At 72.0% G+C, this 24,713-nt stretch carries 25 protein-coding genes; 21 read left to right on the forward strand and 4 right to left on the reverse strand.

Translation table 11 applies throughout. The features are described 5' to 3' along the window. Positions 1–1,056, reverse strand: a 1,056-nt coding sequence (locus tag AB0K37_RS22160; protein WP_363983988.1) for a serine/threonine-protein kinase, incomplete at its 3' end; no start/stop codon positions are given. An 87-nt stretch (positions 1,057–1,143) separates the two neighbouring features. Between AB0K37_RS22160 and hemL the strand changes: the two genes are divergently transcribed. Continuing rightward, a complete protein-coding gene (hemL, locus tag AB0K37_RS22165; protein ID WP_363983990.1) occupies positions 1,144–2,442 on the forward strand; it encodes a glutamate-1-semialdehyde 2,1-aminomutase in 1,299 nt (432 codons plus the stop codon). A 15-nt stretch (positions 2,443–2,457) separates the two neighbouring features. Here hemL and AB0K37_RS22170 read toward each other — a convergent pair whose 3' ends face one another. Continuing rightward, positions 2,458–3,330, reverse strand: coding sequence for a dihydrodipicolinate synthase family protein (locus AB0K37_RS22170; RefSeq protein ID WP_363983992.1), 873 nt, complete (start codon positions 3,328–3,330; stop codon positions 2,458–2,460). Between the two features lie 14 nt (positions 3,331–3,344). Continuing rightward, positions 3,345–4,268, reverse strand: coding sequence for an EamA family transporter (locus tag AB0K37_RS22175; RefSeq protein ID WP_363983994.1), 924 nt, complete (start codon positions 4,266–4,268; stop codon positions 3,345–3,347). A gap of 72 nt (positions 4,269–4,340) precedes the next feature. Here AB0K37_RS22175 and AB0K37_RS22180 point away from each other — a divergent pair, with 72 nt between their 5' ends. From AB0K37_RS22180 to AB0K37_RS22215, 8 genes are all read left to right on the forward strand, one after another. Beyond that, positions 4,341–5,270 carry a LysR family transcriptional regulator gene (locus tag AB0K37_RS22180; RefSeq protein WP_363983995.1) on the forward strand — a complete coding sequence of 310 codons (930 nt, stop codon included), beginning with the start codon at positions 4,341–4,343 and terminating at the stop codon, positions 5,268–5,270. 7 nt (positions 5,271–5,277) lie between these two features. Beyond that, complete coding sequence (locus AB0K37_RS22185) at positions 5,278–5,916, forward strand: histidine phosphatase family protein (RefSeq protein ID WP_363983996.1); 639 nt, start codon at positions 5,278–5,280, stop codon at positions 5,914–5,916. Between the two features lie 82 nt (positions 5,917–5,998). Beyond that, positions 5,999–6,601 carry a TlpA disulfide reductase family protein gene (locus tag AB0K37_RS22190; RefSeq protein WP_363983998.1) on the forward strand — a complete coding sequence of 201 codons (603 nt, stop codon included), beginning with the start codon at positions 5,999–6,001 and terminating at the stop codon, positions 6,599–6,601. Positions 6,602–6,621: 20 nt separating this feature from the next. After that, complete coding sequence (locus tag AB0K37_RS22195) at positions 6,622–7,341, forward strand: cytochrome c biogenesis protein CcdA (RefSeq protein WP_353834989.1); 720 nt, start codon at positions 6,622–6,624, stop codon at positions 7,339–7,341. Between the two features lies 1 nt (position 7,342). Beyond that, on the forward strand, positions 7,343–9,037 hold the full coding sequence (locus tag AB0K37_RS22200) for a cytochrome c biogenesis protein ResB (protein WP_363984000.1): 1,695 nt from the start codon (positions 7,343–7,345) through the stop codon (positions 9,035–9,037). Between the two features lie 4 nt (positions 9,038–9,041). After that, positions 9,042–10,031 carry a c-type cytochrome biogenesis protein CcsB gene (gene ccsB, locus AB0K37_RS22205; RefSeq protein WP_363984002.1) on the forward strand — a complete coding sequence of 330 codons (990 nt, stop codon included), beginning with the start codon at positions 9,042–9,044 and terminating at the stop codon, positions 10,029–10,031. 137 nt (positions 10,032–10,168) lie between these two features. Beyond that, positions 10,169–11,143 carry a hypothetical protein gene (locus AB0K37_RS22210; RefSeq protein WP_363984004.1) on the forward strand — a complete coding sequence of 325 codons (975 nt, stop codon included), beginning with the start codon at positions 10,169–10,171 and terminating at the stop codon, positions 11,141–11,143. A 50-nt stretch (positions 11,144–11,193) separates the two neighbouring features. Then, positions 11,194–11,463, forward strand: a complete 270-nt coding sequence (locus AB0K37_RS22215) for a hypothetical protein (RefSeq protein WP_360347733.1) — start codon at positions 11,194–11,196, stop codon at positions 11,461–11,463. A 243-nt stretch (positions 11,464–11,706) separates the two neighbouring features. Here the strand turns inward: AB0K37_RS22215 and AB0K37_RS22220 are convergent, their stop codons facing one another. Beyond that, on the reverse strand, positions 11,707–11,910 hold the full coding sequence (locus AB0K37_RS22220; protein WP_141580358.1) for a BldC family transcriptional regulator: 204 nt from the start codon (positions 11,908–11,910) through the stop codon (positions 11,707–11,709). 236 nt (positions 11,911–12,146) lie between these two features. On the opposite strand from AB0K37_RS22220, the gene AB0K37_RS22225 reads away from it, so the two are divergent. From AB0K37_RS22225 to nuoH, 12 genes are all read left to right on the forward strand, one after another. Then, the gene (locus tag AB0K37_RS22225; protein WP_363984006.1) at positions 12,147–13,160 is read left to right on the forward strand and encodes a threonine/serine dehydratase; all 1,014 of its coding nucleotides are present in this window, start codon (positions 12,147–12,149) and stop codon (positions 13,158–13,160) included. A gap of 12 nt (positions 13,161–13,172) precedes the next feature. Continuing rightward, entirely contained in the window at positions 13,173–13,430 is a 258-nt protein-coding gene (locus tag AB0K37_RS22230) for a DUF4229 domain-containing protein (protein ID WP_363984008.1), read from the forward strand. 48 nt (positions 13,431–13,478) lie between these two features. Continuing rightward, positions 13,479–14,192: a demethylmenaquinone methyltransferase gene (locus AB0K37_RS22235; protein ID WP_363984009.1), complete on the forward strand. Its 714-nt coding sequence runs from the start codon at positions 13,479–13,481 to the stop codon at positions 14,190–14,192. Between the two features lie 135 nt (positions 14,193–14,327). Next, positions 14,328–15,584, forward strand: coding sequence for a geranylgeranyl reductase family protein (locus AB0K37_RS22240; RefSeq protein ID WP_363984011.1), 1,257 nt, complete (start codon positions 14,328–14,330; stop codon positions 15,582–15,584). Between the two features lie 157 nt (positions 15,585–15,741). After that, on the forward strand, positions 15,742–16,101 hold the full coding sequence (locus AB0K37_RS22245) for an NADH-quinone oxidoreductase subunit A (RefSeq protein WP_089315506.1): 360 nt from the start codon (positions 15,742–15,744) through the stop codon (positions 16,099–16,101). A gap of 1 nt (position 16,102) precedes the next feature. Continuing rightward, positions 16,103–16,648 (forward strand): NADH-quinone oxidoreductase subunit B, encoded by a 546-nt coding sequence (locus tag AB0K37_RS22250; protein ID WP_185028681.1) that lies wholly within the window; start codon positions 16,103–16,105, stop codon positions 16,646–16,648. Between the two features lie 95 nt (positions 16,649–16,743). Beyond that, positions 16,744–17,490, forward strand: coding sequence for an NADH-quinone oxidoreductase subunit C (locus tag AB0K37_RS22255; protein ID WP_363984014.1), 747 nt, complete (start codon positions 16,744–16,746; stop codon positions 17,488–17,490). Then, on the forward strand, positions 17,487–18,833 hold the full coding sequence (locus AB0K37_RS22260; protein WP_363984016.1) for an NADH-quinone oxidoreductase subunit D: 1,347 nt from the start codon (positions 17,487–17,489) through the stop codon (positions 18,831–18,833). Before AB0K37_RS22255 ends, AB0K37_RS22260 begins: the two co-directional genes overlap by 4 nt. After that, positions 18,830–19,609: an NADH-quinone oxidoreductase subunit NuoE gene (gene nuoE / locus AB0K37_RS22265; RefSeq protein WP_363984018.1), complete on the forward strand. Its 780-nt coding sequence runs from the start codon at positions 18,830–18,832 to the stop codon at positions 19,607–19,609. Before AB0K37_RS22260 ends, nuoE begins: the two co-directional genes overlap by 4 nt. Further along, on the forward strand, positions 19,606–20,904 hold the full coding sequence (gene nuoF, locus AB0K37_RS22270; protein ID WP_345178218.1) for an NADH-quinone oxidoreductase subunit NuoF: 1,299 nt from the start codon (positions 19,606–19,608) through the stop codon (positions 20,902–20,904). The genes nuoE and nuoF overlap by 4 nt, the downstream gene beginning before the upstream one ends. Continuing rightward, positions 20,901–23,366 (forward strand): NADH-quinone oxidoreductase subunit G, encoded by a 2,466-nt coding sequence (locus AB0K37_RS22275; protein WP_363984020.1) that lies wholly within the window; start codon positions 20,901–20,903, stop codon positions 23,364–23,366. The genes nuoF and AB0K37_RS22275 overlap by 4 nt, the downstream gene beginning before the upstream one ends. Further along, a complete protein-coding gene (gene nuoH / locus AB0K37_RS22280; RefSeq protein ID WP_363984022.1) occupies positions 23,363–24,703 on the forward strand; it encodes an NADH-quinone oxidoreductase subunit NuoH in 1,341 nt (446 codons plus the stop codon). The genes AB0K37_RS22275 and nuoH overlap by 4 nt, the downstream gene beginning before the upstream one ends. Positions 24,704–24,713: the final 10 nt, after the last annotated feature.

Genomic DNA, 24,713 nt, shown 5'->3' on the forward strand with positions numbered 1-24,713 from the left:
CTTCCAGGACCCGCCGGACCACACCCGGCTGCGCTCCATGGTCAACAAGGGCTTCACGCCGCGGATGATCGGGCGGCTGGAGCAGCACATCCGCATGACGGTGGCGACCACCCAGCGCGTCCGGGACCTGCCCCCGCCCTTCGGGCCGGCGGTGACCGGGGTGCGGCCGCTGCCGCGGGACGGCTTCGGCTTGGGCGGCTCGGGCTGCTGCGCGGCCCGAGCGGCGAGCTCGGTGAGGCGGCCGCGGCCCTGCGCCTCCCAGGACGGCCCGTAGGCGGAGACGGCGGCGTCCTCCAGCGCGCCGAGGAAGTCGGCGGCGGACTTCGGCCGCTTCTCTGGCTCCTTGGCCAGGCCCTGGAGGATCAGGTCGCGCAGCGGCCCCGGGACCTCCTCGGCGGGGATCGGCGCCTCGCGGTGCTGCCGCGCCATGTTGCGGCCCGCGTACGGGGGCCGCCCGGTGAGGCACTCGTAGAAGATCGCGGTGGCGGCGTACAGGTCGGTGGCGACGGTCGCGGGCGCGCCGTCCCACAGTTCGGGCGCCGCGTACTGCGGGCCGTGCTGCGCCTCGGTGCCCGCGGGCGCCGTCGCGAAGTCGGTGATGCGGGCGTTGCCCTCGGCGTCGACCAGGATGTTCGCCGGGCGCATCGAGCCGTGGACGAGATCATGATCGTGCGCGGCCGCGAGGCCGAGGAGTGTGCCGCCCAGCATCGACAGGGCGGCGAGGGGGCCGCACGGGCCCTGCGCGGCGAGCATCCGCCGCAGGCTCACGCCCTCGACGTGCTGCGTCACGATCGCGGCGCCGTCGGCGGTCTCCACGAAGTCGTAGAGGTCGACCACGTTGGGGTCTTCGAGCTGGGACAGGCCCCGGGCCGCCACGCGGTAGCGCGCGAGAAACGCCTCGTCGGCGCCGAGCGCCGGGTCGAGGTATTTGATCGCGACCCGCGTGCCGGTCATGTCGTCGACCGCCAGCACCACCCGGCCCGAGGCTCCGCCGCCCAGTTCGCGTTCGTGGGTGAAACCCGGGACCGTCCAGCCGTTGACCACGGTGAAAGCCATCCCTCCGATGTCGTACTTGGTGGAATATCGGCCCGTACGCCACCGGGTCAAGGCAAGTCGCCGAACTGCAACTGAGAGACTGCAACCGTGACTGACTTCGATCGCTCCCGGCAGTTGTTCGACCGTTCCGCCGCCGTTGTCCCAGGTGGCGTCAACTCCCCGGTGCGGGCCTTTGGTGCCGTTGGCGGAACGCCCCGTTTCATGGCGTCCGGGCGTGGTCCGTACCTTACCGACGCTGACGGCAATACCTATGTCGATCTGGTGTGTTCGTGGGGACCGATGATCCTCGGGCACGCGCATCCGGCCGTCGTCGAGGCCGTTCGGGACGCGGCCGGGCGCGGAACGTCCTACGGCGCGCCCACCCAGGGCGAGGTGGAGCTCGCCGAGGAGATCGTGTCCCGCACGCCGGCGGCGAAGGTCCGGCTGGTCAACTCCGGGACCGAGGCGACGATGTCGGCGATCCGGCTGGCCCGCGGGTTCACCGGCCGCACCAAGATCGTGAAGTTCGCGGGCTGCTACCACGGGCACGTGGACTCGCTGCTCGCCGCGGCGGGGTCCGGCGTCGCCACCTTCGGACTCCCCGACACGCCGGGCGTGACCGGCGCGACCACCGCCGACACGCTGATCCTCCCCTACAACGACGTGACGGCCGTGGAGACGGCCTTCCACGACCACGGCACCGACATCGCCTGCGTGATCACCGAGGCGGTGCCGTGCAACATGGGCGTGGTCCCGCCGCTGGCCGGGTTCAACGCGCTGCTCAAGCGGCTGTGCGAGCGCCACGGCGCGCTCCTGGTGATCGACGAGGTGCTCACCGGGTTCCGGGCGTCGCGGTCCGGATGGTTCGGGATCGAGGGCGTGGCCGGCGACCTGATGACGTTCGGCAAGGTGATGGGCGGCGGGCTGCCCGCCGCGGCGTTCGGCGGCCGCGCCGACGTCATGGACCATCTCGCCCCCGCCGGCCCCGTCTACCAGGCCGGGACCCTGTCGGGGAACCCGCTCGCCACCGCCGCCGGGCTCGCCACGCTGCGCGGCGCCACCGACGAGGTGTACGCCGCGATCGACCGCTCGGCGGAGATCGTCTCGAAGGCCGCGTCCGAGGCGCTGGAGCGCGAGGGCGTCCCGCACTCGCTGCAGAACGCGGGCAACCTCTTCTCGATCTTCTTCACCGAGGGCGCGGTGGGCGACTTCGCCGCCGCGCAGCGGCAGGACCCCAGGGCGTACGCGGCCTTCTTCCACGCCGCGCTGGAGCGCGGGGTGTACCTGCCGCCTTCGGCGTACGAGGTGTGGTTCCTTTCGGCCGCGCACGACGACGAGGCTCTGGGACGCGTGCTGGAGGCCCTCCCGCACGCCGCCCGCGCCGCCGCCCGGGCGGCGGCGTCCTGAGGACGGGAGGGCGTCCTAGAACGGCAGACGGCGGAAAGCCTTCAGGGCGTTGACGACGGATTCGGGGCGCGGTGCGTGCAGGGGAGCGCGCACCGCGGGGTCGTCGATCAGCCCCTCGTCGGCCAGGCAGGCCTTGAGGACGGCCGGGGACGGCTCGCCGAACAGCGCCTCCGCCATCGGCAGCAAGGCGTTGTGGAAGGTCAGCGCCCGCGCCGCGTTCCCCTCCCGTACCGCGCGCGCCATGGCGGCGTAGGCGGACGGGGCGAGGCACGCGGACGCCGCGACGCCGCCCGCCGCGCCGAGCTGGAGCATGGGGTAGATGTAGGCGTCGTCTCCGGCCAGGATCGCCTTGCCGGGGTTGGCGGCCAGCACGGCGAGCGTGTCCTGGTCGATCGCGCCCGCGCAGTGCTTCATGCCGGCGACGCAGTCGAGCGCGAGGATCGCCAGGAGGGCGTCGGCCGACAGGGGCCTCGCCGTCCGGTACGGCACGTTGTACGGGATCAGCGGGACGTCCACGGCCGCGCCGACGGCGGCGAAGTGGTCGATGACGCCCTCCTCCGACGGCCGCAGGTAGTACGGGACGACGACGAGCAGCGCGTCGGCGAGCGGGGCGCGCTCGCGGGCCTGCCGGATCGAGTCCTCGGTGCCCATCGTCCCGGCGCCCACCGTCAGCGGCGTCCCGTGCTCGATCGAGACGCCCCGGCACACCTCCAGCACCGTCCGCTGCTCGGCGGCGGTCAGCAGCGCGGCCTCGCCGGTGGTGCCGAGCGCGACGAGGCCGGCCGCGCCGTTCTCCAGGCAGTGGCGGGCGAGGCGTTCGAGGGACTTGGCGTCCACCTCGCCGGAGCCGGTGAACGGCGTGACGAGGGGCGCGTGGATTCCGTGCATGAATCTCACCTCGTTCAGGCGGCCGGCGCGTCGGTGGCGGGCTGCGCCGGCAGGCGGCGGACGCGGGACCGCGGCCGGACACTGCCGGCGGCGACCCCCGCGATGATCAGAGCGGCGCCGGCGAGCCGGACCGCGTCCACGTGCTCGCCCAGCAGCAGGGCCGCCGAGACGAGCCCGAACGGCGGGACGAGCAGCGAGTACATGGCGACCGTGCCGGCCTCGTACCGGCGGATCAGCCAGGCCCATCCGCCGAAGCAGAACAGCGTCGCGACGTAGGCGATGAACGCCAGCGAGCCCACTCCGGCGACCGAGAGGTCGCGCGCCGCCTCCGGCACGGCCCCCGGCCCCTCGAAGACCAGCGACAGGGCGAGCAGGGGGAGCGGCGGCACCAGCGACATCCACACCATGAACGCGAACGGGTCGACCGGCTCCTCGGTGGACTGGTTCATCCGCCGCATGGCGACGTTCGCCAGCCCCCAGCCGGCCGCGCCGCCGAGGCAGACGAGGAACGCGCCCACGGGGCTCCCGCCCTCGCCCTGCGCGACGCCGAGCACGGTGATCCCGGCGAACGCCACGACCATCCCCGCGATCTGGCGGCCCCCGACGCGCTCGCCCAGCAGCAGGCCCGCGAACAGGGCGGTGAAGACGGCCTGCACCTGGAGCACGACCGACGCCAGGCCGGCGGGCATGCCGATGCTCATGCCGATGAACAGCAGGCCGAACTGCCCCACGCCGAGCGGGACGCCGACCAGGGCGAACCAGCGCGCGGCGACCGGCGGGCGGCGGACGAGGAAGACCGCGGGCACCGCCGCGGCCGTGAACCGCAGGGCGGCCATCAGCAATGGCGGGAAGTCGTCCAGGGCCACCTTGATGGGCACGAAGTTGAAGCCCCACAGCGCGGCGATCAGCGTGGCCAGCAGGACGTGGCGCGATCTCATCCCTCGATCGTGAGGAAACACTTGCTTTAGGACAAGCGAGAACTTCTTGACACCTCGTTTTAGTATTGCTTCATGCTTGATCTGGAACGGTTGCGCGCCCTGCACTCGGTCGCGACGTACGGGTCGGTCAGCGCCGCCGCGGACGTCCTGCACGTCACCACGTCCGCCGTGTCCCAGCAGCTCGCGAAGCTGGAGCGCGAGACCGGGCAGAAGCTCCTGGAGCGCAACGGCCGCGGCGTCCGCCTCACCGACGCCGCCGAGCTGCTCGTCGCGCACGCCGAACGGATCCTGTCGCTGGTCGAGCAGGCGCAGGCCGACCTGGAGGCGCACCGCGGCTCCGTCGTCGGCCAGCTCACCGTCGCCTCGTTCCCGACCGCGATCCGCGGGCTGATGCCCGTCGCGCTGCGCGCCCTGCACGCCGACCATCCCGATCTGCGCGTCCTGCTCCGCGAGGAGGACCCCATGCGCAGCATGCCGCTGGTGCTGCGCGGCGACTTGGACATGGCCGTCGTCCAGGACTGGAACAACGAGCCGCTCCCGCTCCCCGAGGGCCTGTGCAAGGGCGTCATCTGCGAGGACGTCGCGGACGTGGCGCTGCCCGCGGGCCACGACCTGGCCGGGCGCGACACGATCGACCTCAAGGAGCTCGCCGGGGACCCGTGGATCAGCTCCTCGCCCGACAGCATCTGCTGCGACTGGCTGCTCCGCACGCTGCGCGCCGTCGACAGCGAACCCCGGATCGACCACCAGGCCTACGAGTTCGCCACGCAGCTGTCCCTGGTCGCGGCCGGGCTCGGCAACGCCATCCTGCCCCGCCTCGGCCGCTGCGACGTCCCGCCGGGCGTCGCGATCGTCCCGCTCTCGGCCCCCCTGTCGCGCCGCGTCTACGCCGTCTGGCGCGAGGAGGCGGCCCGCCGGCCCGCGATCCGCGCCGCCGTGACCGCCCTGCGCGCCGCCGTGCCGGCCGGTTGCGGGGAGGAGGCGTCGGCGCGGGTAATCTGACGACGCCATGACTGACACGACGATCGTTCACCTCCTGCGGCACGGCGAGGTGCACAACCCCGAGGGCATCCTCTACGGGCGGCTGCCCGGCTACCGCCTCAGCGAGGACGGCGTCCTCATGGCGAAGGCCGCCTCCCGGTGGTTCGCCGACAGGGACGTGACCGCGCTGTTCTCCTCGCCGATGCAGCGGGCGCTGGAGACGGCCGCGCCGCTGGCCGACGCGCTCGGCCTGCCCGTCACGGTGGACGACCGCCTGATCGAGGCCGGCAACCACTTCGAGGGGCTCACGTTCGGGGCGGGGACCGGCTCGCTGCGCCGCCCCGAGCACTGGCGCCACCTCGTCAACCCGTTCCGCCCGTCCTGGGGCGAGCCGTACAAGCTGCTCGCCGCCCGGATGCGGGCCGCCGTCATCCGGGCCCGGGAGGCGGCGCGCGGCCACGAGGCCGTCTGCGTCAGCCACCAGCTGCCGATCTGGATCCTGCGGCTGTCCGCCGAGCGCCGCCGGCTCTGGCACCACCCGGCCCGCCGGGAGTGCTCGCTCGCCAGCCTCACCAGCCTGACGTTCGAGGGCAGCCGGCTGGTGGAGGTCGCCTACTGCGAGCCCGCGGCCGGGATCGCGAAGGGCCCCAGTGTCGCGGGCGCCTGACCGCACCGCTAAGTTTGTACTACATCCTGTAGTACTCCACGTCTTGTACTGAACGCCTTGTAGTACCACCGAGGAGGGGCACGTGAACCCCCGCCGCATCTCGCCTTCGCGCGCTCCTTTCCGTGCGGGCGCCGCCGTCGCGCTCTGCGGCCTGCTCGCGGGCTGCGCCGGCACCGGCGCCGCGGACGGCGGGCCCGACGGCGGCGACAACCGCTTCATCTCGGGCAATGGCAACGTGACCGAGTACAAGGCGGCGCAGCGCAAGAGCCTCCCGAGCGTCACCGGGGAACGGCTCGACGGCGGATCCTTCAGGCTGGCCGACCTCAAGGGCAAGGTCGTCGTCGTCAACTTCTGGGCGTCGTGGTGCGCGCCCTGCCGGGGCGAGGCGCCGTCCCTCCAGCACGTCTACGACGGGAAGAAGGCGCAGGGCGTGGAGTTCCTCGGCGTCAACTTCAAGGATTCCAAGCCCAACGCGCAGGCGTTCGAGCGCAAGTTCAAGGTCACCTACCCCAGCCTCTTCGACGCCGACGGCCGCGTCACGCTGGCGTTCCGTGAGGTCCCGCCGAGCGCGATCCCGAGCACCCTCGTCCTGGACCGGCAGGGCCGCGTCGCCGCACGCGTCATCGGCGCGACCACGTTCACCAAGCTGGACCCCCTGGTCGGCAAGGTCCTCGCGGAGAAGTGAGCTCCCTGGACGAGACGGTCGTGAGCGGGTCGTTGGTGGCGGCGGCGCCGCTGGCGGCCCTCGCCGGGCTCGTCTCGTTCGCCTCCCCGTGCGTCCTGCCGCTGGTCCCGGGTTACCTGTCGTACGTGACGGGCATGACCGGCGCCGACCTCGCCGAGCAGCGGCGTGGGCGGCTCCTCGCCGGGGTCCTGCTGTTCGTCGCCGGGTTCAGCGTCGTCTTCGTCAGCTACGGCGCGGTCTTCGGCGGCCTCGGACGGTGGCTGCTGGAGTACCAGGACACGATCACCCGCGTCCTCGGCGTCATCACGATCGTGTTCGGCCTGGCGTTCATGGGCTTCGTCCCCGGGCTCCAGCGGACGGTGAAGTCGGGGCGCCTCCCGGCGGCCGGGCTCGCCGGGGCGCCGCTGCTCGGCGTCCTGTTCGGGCTGGGCTGGACGCCGTGCATCGGCCCGACGCTCGGCGCGGTGCAGGGCCTGGCGATCACCGAGGCCAGCGCCGGGCGCGGAGCGCTGCTGTCGCTGGCGTACTGCGCGGGCCTCGGCCTGCCGTTCGTGGCCACCGCGATCGCCTACCGTAGGGCGCTCGGCGCGTTCGGCGCCGTGAAGCGCCACTACCCCCTGGTCATGCGGATCGGCGGGGGGATGCTCGTCCTCATCGGGGTGCTGCTCGTGAGCGGCCTGTGGGGTGACCTGACCATCGAGCTGAGGTCGTGGATCAGCGGCTTCGAACCGGTGATTTGAGATGACTGACACCAACACCGACCACGCCGGCGCCGGCCCCGCCGAGGACCAGGCCGCCGGGGACGCCGGCACCGACGCGCCCGCCGCGCGGCAGGCCCCGGAGGAGGTGCCGCGCCCCTCCGGCATCGGCCCGTTCGGCTGGCTGCGGTGGGGCTGGCGGCAGCTCACCACCATGCGGACCGCGCTGATCCTGCTGTTCCTGGTGGCGCTCGGCGCGGTGCCGGGCTCGATCCTGCCGCAGCGGGGCCAGGCGCCCGAGAAGGTCGCCGCCTACCTGGAGAAGCACGAGAGCCTCGGGCCGTGGCTCGACAGGTTCTCCATGTTCGACGTGTTCGCGGCCCCCTGGTTCGCGGCCATCTACATCCTGCTGTTCGTCTCGCTCGCCGGCTGCGTCGTCCCGCGCGCCGTCAAGCACTACAGGTCGATGCGGGCGCGCCCGCCGGCGGCCCCCCGGAACCTGGCGAGGCTGCCGCAGTCGGCGACGTACGAGACCGACGCCTCCCCGGAGGACGTCCTCGCCGAGGCCCGCACGGCGCTGCGCTCCCGCCGCTTCCGCGTGGACGTGTCCGACGGCGCCGCGTCCGCCGAGAAGGGCTACCTGGGCGAGACGGGCAACCTCCTGTTCCACCTCGCGCTGCTGGCGCTGCTGTTCGCGCTCGGCCTCGGCAACCTGTTCGGCTACCGCGGCAACATCCTGCTGACCGAGGGCAAGACGTTCGCCAACTCGCTCGGCCTCTACGACCAGTTCCAGCCCGGACGCGCGTTCAGCGGCGGCGAGCTCGCCCCGTTCACGATCACGCTGGACGACTTCAAGGCGGAGTACGAGGCCAAGGGCGCCAAGCGGGGCCAGGCCACGTCGTTCAACGCCAAGATCCACTACCGGTCGAGCCCGGACGCCCCGAACAAGCCCTACGACCTGCAGATCAACCATCCGCTCAAGGTCGGCGGCGCGAAGGTGTACCTGCTCGGCCACGGGTACGCGCCGGTGTTCACCGTCCGGGACGCCAAGGGGAACGTCGCCTTCCAGGACTCGGTGCCGTTCCTGGAGATGGAGCCGCGGAACCTGACGTCCGAGGGCGTCGTCAAGGTCCCCGACGCCGAGCCCGACCAGCTCGCCTTCTACGCCATCCTGTGGCCGACCGCGGTGGCGAGCGAGGACGGCAGGCAGATCGTCTCGGCGTTCCCCGCGCCGCTGCGCCCGGTCGTCACGATCACCGCCTTCAAGGGCGACCTCGGCCTGGACTCCGGCAGCCCCCAGTCGGTGTACAAGCTGGAGGGCATCGGCAAGACGATCCAGCCGATCAAGGGCGGCCAGAAGCTGCTGGAGCCCGGAGAGTCCTTCAAGCTGCCAGGCGACGCCGGCACGGTCACCTTCGACGGGCTCAAGGAGTGGACGAGCCTGTCGGTCAACCGCGACCCCGGGCGCATCCCCGCGCTGGTCGCCGCCATCCTCGCGGTGCTCGGCGTGGCGACCTCGTTCATGGTCCGACGTCGCAGGGTGTGGGTCCGTGCGAGCGCCGGAGAGGGCGGGCGTACGGTTGTGGAGGTCGGCGGTCTCACGCTGGGGAACCCGACCTCGGAGTTCGACGACATCGTGACCGCGCTGCGCGGTCCGCAGGACGGGCCCGCATCCGAGCCCGGCGAGACCCCCGCCGCCGACGGCCCCTCGGGTGCGGCGACCGAACCGAAGGAGTGACGAGGTGAGCAACGCCGACCTCGCGAACCTGAGCGACAAGCTCATGCTGACCACCGTGGTGATGTACATCATCGCGCTGGTCGCCTACGCCGCCGACATGGGCTTCGGCCGCCGCCGCGCGGTCGCGGCCGTCCCGGCGAAGAGCGGGGCGAAGGTGCTGGTGGGCGCCGCCGGGGCCGAGGACGACACCTCGGACACGGCGGACGGCGCCGCCTCGGCCGGGACCGCGGACGAGGAGGCCGAGCGTCCCCGCGTCGACTGGATCCGGCTCGCCGTCCTGCTGAACGTGCTCGGCTGGGGTGCGCAGCTCGGCGTCCTGGTGACCCGCGGGCTCGCAGCGAACCGCTGGCCGTGGGGGAACATGTACGAGTTCCTCACCGCCATCTCGTTCGCGGCCGTCACCGCGTTCATGGTCGTCATGTTCCGCTACAAGGCGCAGTTCCTCGGCGCGTTCGTCATGGCCGCCGCGGTCATCGCCCTCGGCGTCGCCAACATCTGGCTGTACGACTCGGTGGGCCCGGTCACCCCGGCGCTGAACTCCTACTGGATCGCCATCCACGTGACCGCCGCGATCGTCGCGACCGGCGCGTTCACCGTCGCGGGCGCCGCGACGATCCTGTACCTGCTGAAGGAGCGGGCCGAGTCGCGCGGCAAGGTCGCGGCGGGCGGCGTGCTGTCGCGCATCCCGTCGGTGGAGGCCCTGGACCGCCTCTCGATGCGGGTCACGATGTTCGCGTTCCCGATCTGGACGGCCGCGATCATCATGGGCGCCATCTGGGCCGACCAGGCGTGGGGCCGCTACTGGGGCTGGGACCCCAAGGAGATCTGGTCCTTCGTCACCTGGATCATCTACGCGGCCTACCTGCACGCCCGCGCCACCGCCGGCTGGAAGGGACGCAAGGCCGCGTTCCTGTCGCTGCTCGCGTTCGCCGCGCTGCTGTTCAACTTCTTCGGCGTGAACTACATGTTCTCCGGCCTGCACTCCTACGCCTGACGCTCGGCGGAGCGCCCCGGCCGCGCAACTCCACGGGATGACGGAGAGTCGGGTTCCGGCTTACCCTTCCTCAGGGACCCGGTCCGGCGGCGGTCGCCGCCCGATACCCCCGCGGGTCCGGCTGACAGAGGAGCCCGATGCGCTTCAAAGGCGTCCACCGCAAGCCCCGGGAGACGTTCCGCGGCGGACGGTTCCGCGCGGACGCGGCCGGCGACGAGGTCCCCTACGCGCCGTCCCCGCCCGACTCGGGGCAGGTGCGGCCGCGCAGCAACCAGCCGCGCGACCGGTTCGGCCGGTTCCGCAAGGCGGGCCGCGACGACGACTACGCGCTCGGGCCCGAACGCCCGGAGGCGGGTCCCGTCGACACGGCGGGCGGCCTGCGCGGGATGACCGGCCGGCTCGGGCGGCGCGGGCACGGCCGGCCGCGTTCGGGCGACTACTCCTGGAGCGACTTCGAGCTGGAGGACGACCGGCCGCGCGTGGAGCCCTACCCGCCGGGCACGCCGCACGCCGCCGACGGCCGCCGCGACTGCGGCGTGCTGGAGGCCGTCCTGCACCGGCAGTGGGACGTCCGGGAGGGGCCGCCGCCGGACGCGGTGATCGGGGCGGTGGAGAGCCTGGCGTCGCTGCCGGAGCCGCTCAAGGAGAAGCTGGCGAGCGGCCTCGACGGCATCTACGTCGGCCCCGGCGGCGTCCCGCAGCTCGACGACATGGGCCACCTGCGCGACCGTCCGCTGCCGTCCGGCCGCGCCACCTGGGACATCTGCGCCGGCGCGTACGGCGACCGCAAGATCGTGGTGGGGGACCGGCCGTCCCCGACGCCGGACGTGATGCTGCACGAGGTGGGCCACGCGCTCGACGACATCGACGGCGACGACGGCGAGTGGACCTCCGACAGCCCCGCCTTCCGGCAGCTGTACGAGGAGTGCCTGCCGTATCTGGCGAGCGAGTTCCACAAGCAGCCGAACGCGCTCGGCCGCCGCGAGTTCTTCGCCGACGCGTTCGCCGCGATCTCCTCCCGGCAGCGTCCCGCCCTGGTGGATATGCTCGCCGGCAACATCCGCACGGCCCTTGAGGTCATGCTCTTCTTCAACCGCAGGTACGGGATCTAGGACACCGAGATGACAGGCCGCGCGACGACAGACGGCGAAGGTGATCGACGATGTACGTGATCCGGCTTCCCGACGGCACGCTCCGGGTCCCCCACAGCGTTCTCGCCGACGGCGGCGAGCCCGGGCCCGAGGCGAGCGAGGGACGGATCATCGCCGACGCCTACGTCGAGATCGGCCCGGACGATCCCGACTACGACCGGTTGCTGGGCGAGTCGCTCACCGAGGAGGAACTGGCGGAACGGCGGCGCCGCTGGCGTGACGAGGACGCGGACCTGCTCCGCCGGTTCGAGGAATGGAAGGCGGGCGGCGCCGAGGAGTGAGCGCCGGGAACGAGCGGGCAGGGTGAGCGGCGCAGCCGAGGACGAAAGGCGAGCACTGGAGGACGAAAGGCGAGCACTGGAGAGCGAGCGCGAGTCCGGACCCTGGAGGGCGGGTGCTGAAGAAGTGAGCGGGGGCGGGGCGGGGAGCGCCCCGGCCGCCCGGCGAGGACTGCCTTCGGCCAAGGACTGCTTCGGCGGGCGGTCCGGGCGGCTCAGGACCGGGGTCCGGGCGAGGGGCCCAGGTCAGTGGGCCGAATGCTCGGCGACGGGCTCCTCGCCGCGCAGCAGCGCGTGCACCTCGGACTCGCGGAAGCGCCGGTGGCCTCCCGGAGTGCGGATGCTGCTGATCCGGCCCGCGGCGGCCCACCGGGTGACCGTCTTCGGGTCGACCCGGAAGAGGGCGGCGACCTCTCCTGGAGTCAGCAGGCGCTCGCTCGTGCTTTCCACGTTTTCTCTCCCCCTTTGTCCCGCTCTCGGCGCGGGTGGACTGTTTAACAGTGTGGCGGGTCAAGACCGATTTCTCCCTTGTTTTCGGAAAAGATCACCGACCGTAGTCCGCCGAACAGCGGCGATCACGGACGGTGATTCCGGCATGGGCCACAGTGATCACCCTGACCCCCGCTGACCTGCCCTGTCACGCGGTCGAGGCCCCCGCGACCAGCCCGGAGAAGTAGTCTCCGGGCATGTCCGACCTCGTAACGCTGCCGGAGATCGAACGGGCCGCCGAGCGCATCGCGGGCGTCGCCGTCCGGACGCCGCTCGTCCCGTTCTCCCGCGACCCCGCCCCGTCCGCCGCCGGCGCGCCCGCGCTGCTGGTGAAGGCCGAGTCGCTGCAGCCGATCGGCGCCTTCAAGCTGCGCGGCGCCTACTCGGCCATCTCCTCCCTCGCCCCCGAGGAGCGCGAGCGCGGCGTCGTCACGCACTCCAGCGGCAACCACGCCCAGGCCGTCGCCTACGCGGCCCGCGCGCTCGGGGTCAGGGCGGTCCTGGTCATGCCGCACACCACCCCGGGCGTGAAGGTCGACGCGTGCATCGCGCTCGGCGCCGAGGTCGTCCACGTCGAGCCGACCGCCCAGGCCCGCGCCGAGACCGCCGGCAAGCTCGCCGCCGCGCACGGCTTCGCCCTGGTCCCGCCCTACGACGACGCGCGGATCATCGCCGGCCAGGGCACGGCCGGGCTTGAGATCGTCCAGGACCGCCCGGACGTGGACGTCGTGCTCGTCCCGGTCAGCGGCGGCGGCCTGATCGCCGGCGTGTCCGCCGCGGTCAAGGCCCTGCGCCCGGAGGCGAAGGTCGTCGGCGTCGAGCCGGAGCTCGCCGCGGACGCCCGCGACTCGATGGCGGCGGGGCGTCCCGTCGAGTGGGCGGCGGAGGAGACGGGCCGCACCATCGCCGACGCGCTGCGCGTCCAGCGGGTCGGCGACCTGCCGTACGCGCACATGCGCGCCCTCGTCGACGGCGTCGTCACGGTCACCGAGGACGAGATCCGGCAGGCGATGCGCCGCCTGGCCCGCGAGGCGCGTCTCATCGCCGAGCCGGCGGGCGCCGTCGCCACCGCCGCCTATCTCTACCACCGCGCGGAGCTTCCCGAGGGCCGCACCCACGTCTCGATCCTGTCCGGGGGCAACGTCGACCCGGCCCTCCTGCTGGACGTGCTGGGCCGACCCCGGGGCGAGGGCGGTCAGGGCCGGGGATAACCTCGAAGGGCCATGCGTTCCGTCATCCTCTACACCCTGGCCCGGGCCGTGATCTTCGCGGTCACCGCGGGGGTGCTCGCGCTCTTCGGCGCCCGCGGGTTCCTGCTCCTGATGCTGGCGCTGCTGATCAGCGGCGTCGTCAGCTACGTGCTGCTGTCCGCGCAGCGGGACCGGATGTCCGCCGTCGTCGTGCGGGGCGTGCGCTCGCAGCGCGAGAGGTTCGACAGGTCGGTCGCCAAGGAGGACGCTCCGAGCAGCCGCGCGGAGTGACCCCCCCCGCCCCCGCGCGCAGGGGCTTGCGCGGCCTAGGCTGGGAGCATGACCCGCGCTTCACTCGACAAGCAGCCCGCCGACGTCGCGGCGATGTTCGACGGCACCGCCGAGCGGTACGACCTGATGAACTCGCTCATGACCGGCGGCCAGGACCGGCGGTGGCGGCGGGAGGTCGTCCGGGCGCTGGGGGCGCGGCCGGGTGAGCGGGTCCTCGACCTCGCGGCCGGCACGGGGACGTCGTCGGTGCCCTTCGCCGAGGCCGGGGCCGACACGGTCGCGTGCGACTTCTCCCTCGGCATGCTGCGCGTGGGCGTGCGGCGCCAGGCGGGCGTCACGGGCCTGCGCTTCGTCGCCGGTGACGCGCTGCGCCTGCCCTTCGCCGACGCCTCCTTCGACGCCGTCACCATCTCCTTCGGGCTGCGCAACGTCGCCGACACCGGTCTCGCGCTGCGCGAGCTGCGCCGGGTCGCCAAGCCCGGGGGGCGGCTGGTGATCTGCGAGGTGAGCCACCCCCCGAACGCGCTGCTGGCGCTCGGCCACAAGGCGCACCTGCGCTACGGCCTGCCGCTGCTGGCGCGGGTCAGCTCCAACCCCGACTCCTACCGCTACCTCGCCGAGTCGACGCTCGCCTGGCCCGACCAGGCGGGGCTGGCCCGGCTCATCCAGGACGCGGGCTGGGGCGAGGTGCGCTGGCGCGACCTCACGTTCGGGGTGGTCGCCCTGCACCATGCCGTCAACCCGTCCGTCAAGGCTGCTTGACAGACGGCGGCCGGTGGTTGGGACCGGTCCAAACTTGGATCGGCCCAGAAGTACCCACCAGTCGTGATAAAGGAATAGACTCCCCACCGGATCCTTGTGAAGTACTTCACAAGCGAACGAGCGAAGAGGACCATCGTGACCGACTCCACCCGACACGCGGATGCCATCGTCGTCGGGGCAGGCCCCGCCGGATCGTCGACCGCCTATTGGCTCGCGCAGGCCGGCCTGGACGTCTTCCTGCTGGAGAAGGCCACCTTCCCGCGCGACAAGATCTGCGGCGACGGCCTCACCCCGCGGGCCGTCCGCGCCCTCATCGGCATGGGCGTCGACATCAACGATCCCGGCTGGGGGCGCAACAAGGGCCTGCGCATCTACGGCGGCGGCGTCAAGGTGGAGCTGCCCTGGCCGGAGCTCGCGTCCTTCCCCGACTTCGGCCTCGTCCGCAAGCGCACCGACCTCGACCAGCTCCTCGCCGAGCACGCCGCCAAGGCCGGCGCCCAGCTGCTGCAGGGCTGCAACGTGACCGGCCCCATCGTCGACGACCGCACCGACCGCATCACCGGCGTCACCGCCGAGTACCAGGGCGAGGAGATCGAGTTCCACGCGCCCCTGGTCGTCGCCGCCGACGGCAACTCCACCCGGCTGTCGCTCGCCATGGGGCTGCGGCGCCGCGAGGACCGTCCGATGGGCGTCGCGGTCCGCCGCTACTTCAAGACCCCGCGCCACGACGACGACTTCATGGAGGCGTGGCTGGAGCTGTGGGACGGCCAGCGTCTCCTGCCCGGCTACGGCTGGGTGTTCGGCGTCGGCGACGGCACGTCCAACGTCGGCCTCGGCCTGCTCAACACCAGCAAGGCGTTCCAGAACGTCGACTACCGCGGCATGCTCAAGCGCTGGTGCGCGCAGATGCCGGAGGACTGGCAGTTCGACGAGGAGCACGCGACCTCCAAGATCCGCGGGGCGGCGCTGCCGATGGGCTTCAACCGGCAGCCGCACTACACCCGCGGGATGCTGCTCGTCGGCGACGCCGGCGGCATGATCAACCCGTTCAACGGCGAGGGCATCGACTACGCCCTGGAGTCCGGCCGGCTGGCCGCCGACATCATGGTGCAGGCGCTCGCCCGCCGCACTCCCGCGCAGCGCGAGCGGACCCTGTACGAGTACCCGCGCATCCTCAAGGACGAGCACGGCGGCTACTTCACCCTCGCCCGCGTGTTCGTCCAGGCGATCGGCGACCCGCGGGTCATGAAGTTCCTGACCGCGCACGGCCTCCCGCATCCCACGCTCATGCGCTTCACGCTGAAGCTCCTCGCGAACCTCACCGACCCCAAGGGCGGGGACGCGATGGACCGCGTCATCAACGCGATGCAGAAGGTGGCGCCGGCGGCATGAACGCGCGCGTGGATTTCAGGCTTCCGCAGGTGAGCGGACTAAAGTGCAGTACCCGACCCCCTGAGGGGAGCGCTATTGATCACCTTGGCTAGGGTGGCGGGTCGCAGGCGGCCCGTCCCGTACAACGTCGTACGTCCCGAGGAGAGGCTGTAGAGATATGGATCTCTATATTCCGATCATCGTGCTGGGGGTGCTCGCCTTCGCCTTCGCCGGCGGCTCCGTGGCGATGGCCGCGCTCACGGGACCCAAGCGCTGGAACCGCGCCCGGCTGGACGCCTACGAGTGCGGCATCGAGCCGACCCCGCAGCCGGTCGGCGGCGGGCGCTTCCCGATCAAGTACTACCTGACGGCGATGCTGTTCATCGTCTTCGACATTGAGATCATCTTCCTTTACCCCTGGGCGGTCGCGTTCGACCGGATGGGGCTCTTCGGCCTTGTCGAGATGGTTCTTTTCATCGTCACCGTCCTCGTCGCGTACGCCTACATCTGGCGGCGCGGTGGTCTGGAGTGGGACTGACATGGGTCTAGAGGAGAAACTTCCCAGCGGCTTCCTGCTGACCACGGTCGAGCAGGTCGCGGGCTGGGCGCGCAGCAGCTCGATGTGGCCGGCGACGTTCGGCCTGGCGTGCTGCGCGATCGAGATGATGGCGACCGGCGACCCCCGGCACGACTTCTCCCGGTGGGGGATGGAGCGCGCCTCGGCGACGCCGCGCCAGGCCGACCTGATGATCGTCGCGGGCCGGGTGAGCCAGAAGATGGCGCCGGTGCTGCGGCAGATCTACGACCAGATGACCGAGCCGAAGTGGGTCATCGCGATGGGCGTGTGCGCCTCGTCCGGCGGCATGTTCAACAACTACGCGATCGTGCAGGGCGTGGACCACATCGTCCCGGTGGACATCTACCTGCCCGGCTGCCCGCCGCGGCCGGAGATGCTGCTGGACGCGATCCTCAAGCTGCACGACAAGGTCCAGAACACCAAGCTCGGGCCGCAGCGCGCGAAGCAGATCGCCGAGCTCGAAGAGGCCAAGCGGCGCCGGCTTCCCCTGCTTGGACAGGGGGCCTGAATGATGACCGGAACGGAGCGCAGCGGAGTGCAGGTCGGCATTCAGGTGCGGTTGCCGGGGGGTCTGGGGGGTCGCCCCCCCAGGAGGAGGACGACATGAGTTCCGAGAACCCTGAGCAGCAGGCCGAGCAGAACGCCGACAAGCTCCCCGCGCAGGCCGAGGAGGAGCGCCGCGAGCAGCCGGTCGTCCGCAAGGGCATGTTCGGCGCGCGGACCACCGGCGACACCTCCGGCTACGGCGGGCTCGTCATCCGGCAGAGCCCGAAGGTGTCCGCGCAGCGCCCCTACGGCGGGCCCGGCGGCGCCGCGGAGGCCGGCGAGTTCGACGAGATCGCCGACGAGCTGGAGCGCGCCTACCCGCACTTCGGGGACGCCGTCGAGCGGGTCGTCGTCGACCGCGGCGAGATCACGTTCTTCGTGCGGCGCGAGCACCTGCTGGAGGTCGCGCGGACCATGCGGGACGAGCCGTCCCTGCGCTTCGAGATGTGCTCGGGCGTGTCGGGCGTGCACTACCCGAAGGACGAGGGCGCCGAGCTGCACTCGGTCGTGCACCTGCTGTCGATCACGCACAACCGGCGCGTCCGGCTGGAAGTGACCTGCCCGGACGCCGACCCGCACGTCCCGTCGCTGGTGCCGGTCTACCCGACGAGCGACTGGCACGAGCGCGAGACCTACGACTTCTTCGGGATCGTCTACGACGGCCACCCGGCGCTCACGCGCATCGAGATGCCCGACGACTGGGTCGGCCATCCGCAGCGCAAGGACTACCCCCTCGGCGGTATCCCCGTCGAGTACCGCGGAGCGGAGATCCCCCCGCCCGACGAGCGGAGGTCGTACGTATGAGTTCCACGAAGTACACCGAGTACGACGCCTACGCCGCGGAGGAGGCGGCCGAGGGCAAGGTCTTCGACGTCAACGGCCAGGACTGGGACCAGGTCGTCGCCGGCGCGGAGGACCTCGGCGACGAGCGGCTCGTCGTCAACATGGGCCCCCAGCACCCGTCCACGCACGGGGTGCTCCGGCTCATCCTGACGCTCGACGGTGAGACGGTGAACGAGGCCCGGGTGGGCATCGGCTACCTGCACACCGGCATCGAGAAGAACATGGAGTTCCGCACCTGGACGCAGGGCACCACGTTCTGCACCCGGATGGACTACCTCGCGCCGATCTTCAACGAGACGGCGTACTGCATGAGCGTGGAGAAGCTGCTCGGCGTCACCGAGCAGGTCCCGGAGCGGGCCCAGATCATCCGCGTGATGATGATGGAGCTGAACCGGATCTCCTCGCACCTGGTCGCGATCGCCACGTTCGGCCTGGAGCTCGGCGCGACGACGGTGATGCTGAACGGCTTCGTCGAGCGCGAGTACACCCTCGACCTGTTCGAGGAGATCACCGGCCTGCGGATGAACATGGCCTACGTCCGTCCGGGCGGGGTCGCGCAGGACCTGCCGAGCGGCGCCACCAGCAAGATCCGCGACTACCTGGACCGCATGCCGAAGCGGATCCAGGCGCTGCGCAAGCTGATGGACGCCAACCCGGTCTACCTGGCGCGCACCCAGAACGTCGCGTACCTGGACCTGACCGGCTGCATGGCGCTCGGCGTCACCGGCCCGGTGCTGCGCGCGACCGGGCTCCCGTGGGACCTGCGCAAGTCGCAGCCCTACTGCGGCTACGAGACCTACGACTTCGAGGTCGCGACGCAGGACACCTGCGACGTCTACGGCCGCTACCTCGTCCGGATGGACGAGATGGAGGAGTCGCTGAAGATCGTCGAGCAGTGCCTGGACCGGCTCCAGTCGGTCAAGGGCCCGGTGATGATCGAGGACAAGAAGATCGGCTGGCCGGCGCAGCTGGCGATCGGCGCGGACGGCATGGGCAACTCGCCGCGGCACATCGCGCACATCATGGGCACCTCGATGGAGGCGCTGATCCATCACTTCAAGCTGGTGACGGAGGGCTTCCGCGTGCCGGCCGGGCAGGCGTACGCGCCCATCGAGTCGCCGCGCGGCGAGCTCGGCGCCCACGTGGTCAGCGACGGCGGCACCCGGCCGTACCGCGTCCACTTCCGCGAGCCGTCCTTCGTCAACCTGCAGGCCACCCCGGCGATGGCGGAGGGCGGCATGGTCGCCGACGTCATCGCGGCGGTCGCCAGCATCGACCCGGTCATGGGGGGAGTGGACCGATGACATACGGACCTGAGGTCCGCGAGCGGCTGGAGCGCGACGCCAAGGAGATCATCGGCCGGTACCCCCGGCCGCGCTCGGCGCTGCTGCCGATGCTGCACCTGGTGCAGTCGGAGGAGGGCCATGTCACCGAGGACGGGATCGAGTTCTGCGCGGAGCAGCTCGGCATCACCCCGGCCCAGGTGACGGGCGTCGCGACCTTCTACACGCAGTACAAGCACGCGCCGGTCGGCGAGTACCACGTCGGCGTCTGCATCAACACGCTGTGCGCGGTCATGGGCGGCGACCAGATCTGGAACGAGCTGAGCGAGCACGCCGGGGTCGGGCACGACGAGGCCACCCCGGACGGCAAGGTCAGCCTGGAGCGGATCGAGTGCAACGCGGCCTGCGACTTCGCGCCGGTGATGATGGTCAACTGGGAGTTCTTCGACAACATGACTCCCGAGAAGGCCAAGAAGCTGGTCGACGACCTGCGCTCGGGTAAGCAAGTGCTTCCTTCGCGTGGCCCGGAGAGCCTGGCCACCTGGAAGGAGGCGTCCCGCGTGCTCGCCGGGTTCCCCGACGGGCGCGCCGGCGAGGGCGTCCAGGCCGGGCCGGAGTCGCTGCGCGGCCTGAAGCTCGCGCAGGAGCGGGGCTGGGAGGCGCCCCGCGCGGACGTCGACCGCGAGCGCCCGCAGGAGCCGGTGAAGGCCGAAGAGGTGGCCGAGCCGCCGCAGGAGCCGGGCAAGCCCATCGGCGGCGCGGCCAAGCCGGGATCGCAGGAGGGGCGGAACAAGTGACCACGCTGACCCCCATCCTCACGAAGAACTGGGACCAGGCCGACTCGTTCACCCGCGCGGGCTACGAGCGCGACGGCGGCTACGAGGCGCTGCGCACGGCGTTCCGGATGGAGCCGGACGAGATCGTCCAGGCGGTCAAGGACTCCGGCCTGCGCGGCCGCGGCGGCGCGGGCTTCCCCACCGGGATGAAGTGGGGCTTCCTGCCGCCGTCCAGCCCGAACCCGCGCTACCTCGTCGTCAACGCCGACGAGTCCGAGCCGGGCACGTGCAAGGACATCCCGCTGATGATGGCCAACCCGCACGTGCTCGTCGAGGGCGTGATCATCAGCTCGTACGCGATCAGGTCGAACCTCGCGTTCATCTACGTGCGCGGCGAGGTGCTGCACGTCATCCGCCGCCTCCACCAGGCGGTGGCGGAGGCGTACGAGGCCGGCTACCTCGGCAAGGACATCCTCGGCTCCGGCTACGACCTGGACGTGGTCGTGCACAGCGGCGCCGGGGCCTACATCTGCGGCGAGGAGACGGCGCTGCTGGACTCCCTCGAAGGGTTCCGCGGTCAGCCCAGGCTCAAGCCCCCCTTCCCGGCGGTCGCGGGCCTCTACGGCGGGCCCACCGTCATCAACAACGTCGAGTCGATCTCCTCGGTTCCCTCGATCATCGCCAACGGGCCCGAGTGGTTCGCCTCGATGGGCACCGAGAAGTCCCAGGGCTTCGGGATCTTCTCGCTGTCCGGGCACGTCACCCGGCCCGGGCAGTACGAGGCGCCGCTCGGCATCACGCTGCGGGAGCTGCTCGACATGGCGGGCGGCGTCCGCGAGGGGCACCGGCTGAAGTTCTGGACGCCCGGCGGGTCGTCCACCCCGATCTTCACCGACGAGCACCTGGACGTGCCGCTGGACTTCGAGTCCGTCGGCGCCGCCGGGTCCATGCTCGGCACCCGGGCCCTGCAGATCTTCGACGAGACGACCTGCGTCGTCCGCGCCGTGCTGCGCTGGTCGGAGTTCTACGCGCACGAGTCGTGCGGCAAGTGCACGCCGTGCCGCGAGGGCACCTACTGGTACAAGCAGATGCTGAAGCGGCTGGAGGCGGGCCAGGGCTCCGAGGAGGACCTGGAGACCCTGCTGGACCTGTCCGACAACATCCTGGGCCGGTCGTTCTGCGCCCTCGGCGACGGCGCCACGAGCCCGGTCGTCTCGTCCATCAAGCTGTTCCGGGACGAGTACCTCCGGCACTTCGAGCTCGGGGCCTGCCCGTTCGACCCGGCCAAGTCGACCCTCTGGGGAGGTGCCAAGTGACCGTCACCGACGACAAGTCGGCGGTGGAGAAGCCGGTGGAGATGGTCTCCTGCACCATCGACGGCTTCGAGATCGAGGTGCCCAAGGGCACGCTGATCATCCGGGCCGCCGAGCTGCTCGGCATCCAGATCCCCCGGTTCTGCGACCACCCGCTGCTGGACCCGGTCGGGGCCTGCCGGCAGTGCCTGGTGGAGATCCCCGACGCCGGCAACGGCCGCGGCATGCCGAAGCCGCAGGCGTCGTGCACCACCACGGTGATGCCGGGGATGGTGGTCAAGACCCAGCTCACCTCGCCGGTCGCCGACAAGGCGCAGCACGGCGTGATGGAGCTGCTGCTGATCAACCACCCGCTGGACTGCCCGATCTGCGACAAGGGCGGCGAGTGCCCCCTGCAGAACCAGGCGATGTCCAACGGCCGCGGCGAGTCCCGGTTCGTGGAGGCCAAGCGGACCTTCCCCAAGCCGATCCCGCTGTCCAGCCAGGTGCTGCTCGACCGGGAGCGCTGCATCCAGTGCGCCCGCTGCACCCGGTTCTCCGACCAGATCGCCGGCGACGCGTTCATCGACCTGTTCGAGCGCGGCGCGAAGGAGCAGGTCGGGGCGGCGGACGGCAAGCCGTTCCAGTCCTACTTCTCCGGCAACACCGTGCAGATCTGCCCGGTGGGCGCGCTCACCGGCGCCGCGTACCGGTTCCGGTCCCGCCCGTTCGACCTGGTCTCGCAGCCGAGCGTCTGCGAGCACTGCGCGTCCGGCTGCGCGCTGCGCACCGACCACCGCCGCGGGAAGATCACGCGGCGGCTGGCCGGGGACGACCCGCAGGTCAACGAGGAGTGGAACTGCGACAAGGGCCGCTGGGCGTTCACCTACGGGACGCAGCCCGAGCGGCTCGCCCAGCCGCTCGTCCGCGGCGAGGACGGCGAGCTGGAGCCGGCGTCCTGGCCCGAGGCGCTCACCATCGCGGCGCGCGGCCTCGCGGCGGCGCGCGGCTCGGCCGGCGTCCTGACCGGCGGCCGCGTCACCCTTGAGGACGCCTACGCCTACGCCAAGTTCGCCCGGATCGCGCTCGGCACCAACGACGTCGACTTCCGGGCCCGGCCGCTGTCGGAGGAGGAGTCGCGGTTCCTCGCCTCGTCCGTCGCGGGCCACCCCATCGAGGTGACCTACGCCGACCTGGAGAAGGCGCCGGTCGTCCTGCTCGCCGGGTTCGAGCCCGAGGAGGAGTCGCCGATCGTCTTCCTGCGGCTCCGCAAGGCGTTCCGCAAGAACCGCCTGAAGGTGTTCGCGGCGGCCCCGTTCGCGACGCGCGGTCTGGCGAAGGTCGGCGGCACGCTGCTGCCGACGCTCCCCGGCGCGGAGGCCGAGGTCCTCGGCTCCCTCATCGGGGACGACGCCCGGTCCGACATCCGCACGCTGCTGGAGACGCCCGGCGCCGTCATCCTCGTCGGCGAGCGGCTCGCCACCAGCCCGGGGGCGCTGACCTCGGCGACCCGGGTGGCGCAGGCGACCGGCGCCCGGCTGGCCTGGGTGCCGCGCCGGGCCGGGGAGCGGGGCGCGATCGAGGCCGGGGCGCTGCCCGGGCTGCTGCCGATCGGCCGTCCGGTCACCGACCCCGCCGCCCGCGCCGAGGTCGCCCGCACCTGGGGCGTCGCGGACCTGCCCGCCGATCCCGGCGAGGACACGGCCGGCATCATCGCGGCGGCGGCCGCGGGGCGGCGCGGCGCGCTGCTCGTCGGCGGCGTCGACCCCTACGACCTGCCCGACCCGGAGGCGATGCTGCGGGCGCTGGAGGCCACCCCGTTCGTGGTGAGCCTGGAGCAGCGGCCGAGCGCGGTCACCGACCGCGCCGACGTCGTCCTGCCGGTCGCGGCGGTCGCGGAGAAGTCCGGGACGTTCGTCGACTGGGAGGGCCGCGGCCGTCCGTTCGACGTCGTGCTCAAGTCCGCCGGGCGGATGTCCGACCTGCGGGTGCTGGACGCGCTGGCCGACGAGATGGACGTCCACCTGGGCCTGCCGGGCCCGGAGGCCGCCCGCCGCGAGATGGCCGGCCTCGGCGCCCACCGCGGCGAGCGCCCGGACGCGCCGAGCGTCGCGCAGGGCCTGGCGCCGCACCCCGAGCGGGGCGAGGCGCTGCTCGCGACCTGGCGGCTGCTCCTCGACCGGGGCCGCCTGCAGGACGGCGAGCCGTTCCTCGCGGGCACCGCCAAGCCCGCCGCCGCCCGGCTGTCGCCCGCGACGGCCGCGGAGATCGGCGCGACCGGCGCGGTGACGGTCTCGGGCCCGCGCGGCGAGGTCACGCTCCCGCTGGAGATCACTTCCGACCTGCCCGACCGGGTGGTGTGGCTGCCGACGAACTCGGCGGGCTGCGCCCTGCACCGGGACCTCGGCGCGGCCGCGGGAGGCGTCGTCAAGATCGCGGGCGCGGTGCCCGCGACCGCGACCGAGAACGCTGGAGGCATCGAATGAGCTCCCTGGCCGCGGCGCCGGCGCCCGACCCGCAGCTGCAGGACTTCGGCACGGACCCGTGGTGGCTGATCGGCGGCAAGGTCCTCGCCATCTTCGTGTTCCTCGTCGTCACCGTGCTGATGACGATGTGGATCGAGCGGCGGGTCATCGGCCGGATGCAGCTGCGCGTCGGCCCCAACCGGGCCGGGCCCTTCGGCCTGCTGCAGGGCCTCGCCGACGGCGTCAAGCTGGCGCTGAAGGAGGACATCGTCCCCCGCCAGGTCGACAAGATCGTGTTCGTCCTGGCGCCGGTGATGGCGGCGGTGCCCGCGTTCATCTCCTTCATCATCATCCCGTTCGGGCCGACGGTCTCGGTCCTCGGGCACCAGACGGCGCTGCAGGGCACCGACCTTCCGGTCGCGGTGCTGCTCGTCCTCGCGATGTCCTCGATGGCGATCTACGGCATCGTGCTGGCCGGCTGGTCCTCGATGTCGCCGTACTCGCTGCTCGGCGGGCTGCGCTCGTCCGCGCAGATGATCTCCTACGAGATCGCGATGGGCCTGTCGTTCGTGGCCGTGTTCATGTTCGCGGGCTCGATGTCCACCTCGGAGATCGTCGCGGCGCAGCACGACAAGTGGTTCGTGGTGCTGCTCGCGCCGTCGTTCGTCGTGTACGTCATCACGATGATGGGCGAGTCGAACCGCATCCCGTTCGACCTGCCCGAGGGCGAGGGCGAGCTGGTCGGCGGCTTCCACACCGAGTACTCGTCGCTGAAGTTCGCGATGTTCTTCCTCGCGGAGTACATCAACCTCGCGACGCTGTCGGCGCTGGCCACCACGATGTTCCTCGGCGGCTGGCGCGCCCCCGCGCCGATCTCCACGGTGTGGGCGGGCGCCAACTCCGGCTGGTGGCCGGTGCTGTGGTTCCTGATCAAGATCTTCCTGTTCATCTTCTTCTTCATCTGGCTGCGCGGCACGCTGCCGCGCGTGCGCTACGACCAGCTGATGAAGCTGGGCTGGAAGGTGCTGATGCCCTTCTCGCTCGGCTGGATCCTGCTGGTCGCGACGATCCGCGCGCTGCGCAACGACGGCTACGAGATGCGGCAGCTGTTCATCGCCGCCGCCGTGGTCGCCGCGATCGTGCTGGTCGCCACGGTGATCTGGGAGATGGCCCGCGGCCGCGAGGACGACAAGGAGATCGTCCCGGGGGCGACGCCGGGGCCGCGCACCGACCCGGCGGCGGGCGGGTTCCCGGTGCCGCCGATGGACGCGCCCCACTACCACGGCCGCGCCCGCGAGCCGGTCCGGCCGGCCACGATCGAAACCCCCTCCGAGGAGGTCACCAGTGGGACTCACTGATTTCCTGAAC

It is taken from the genome of Actinomadura sp. NPDC049753 (genome assembly GCF_040674655.1).
Taxonomy (GTDB): Bacteria; Actinomycetota; Actinomycetes; order Streptosporangiales; family Streptosporangiaceae; genus Spirillospora; species Spirillospora verrucosospora.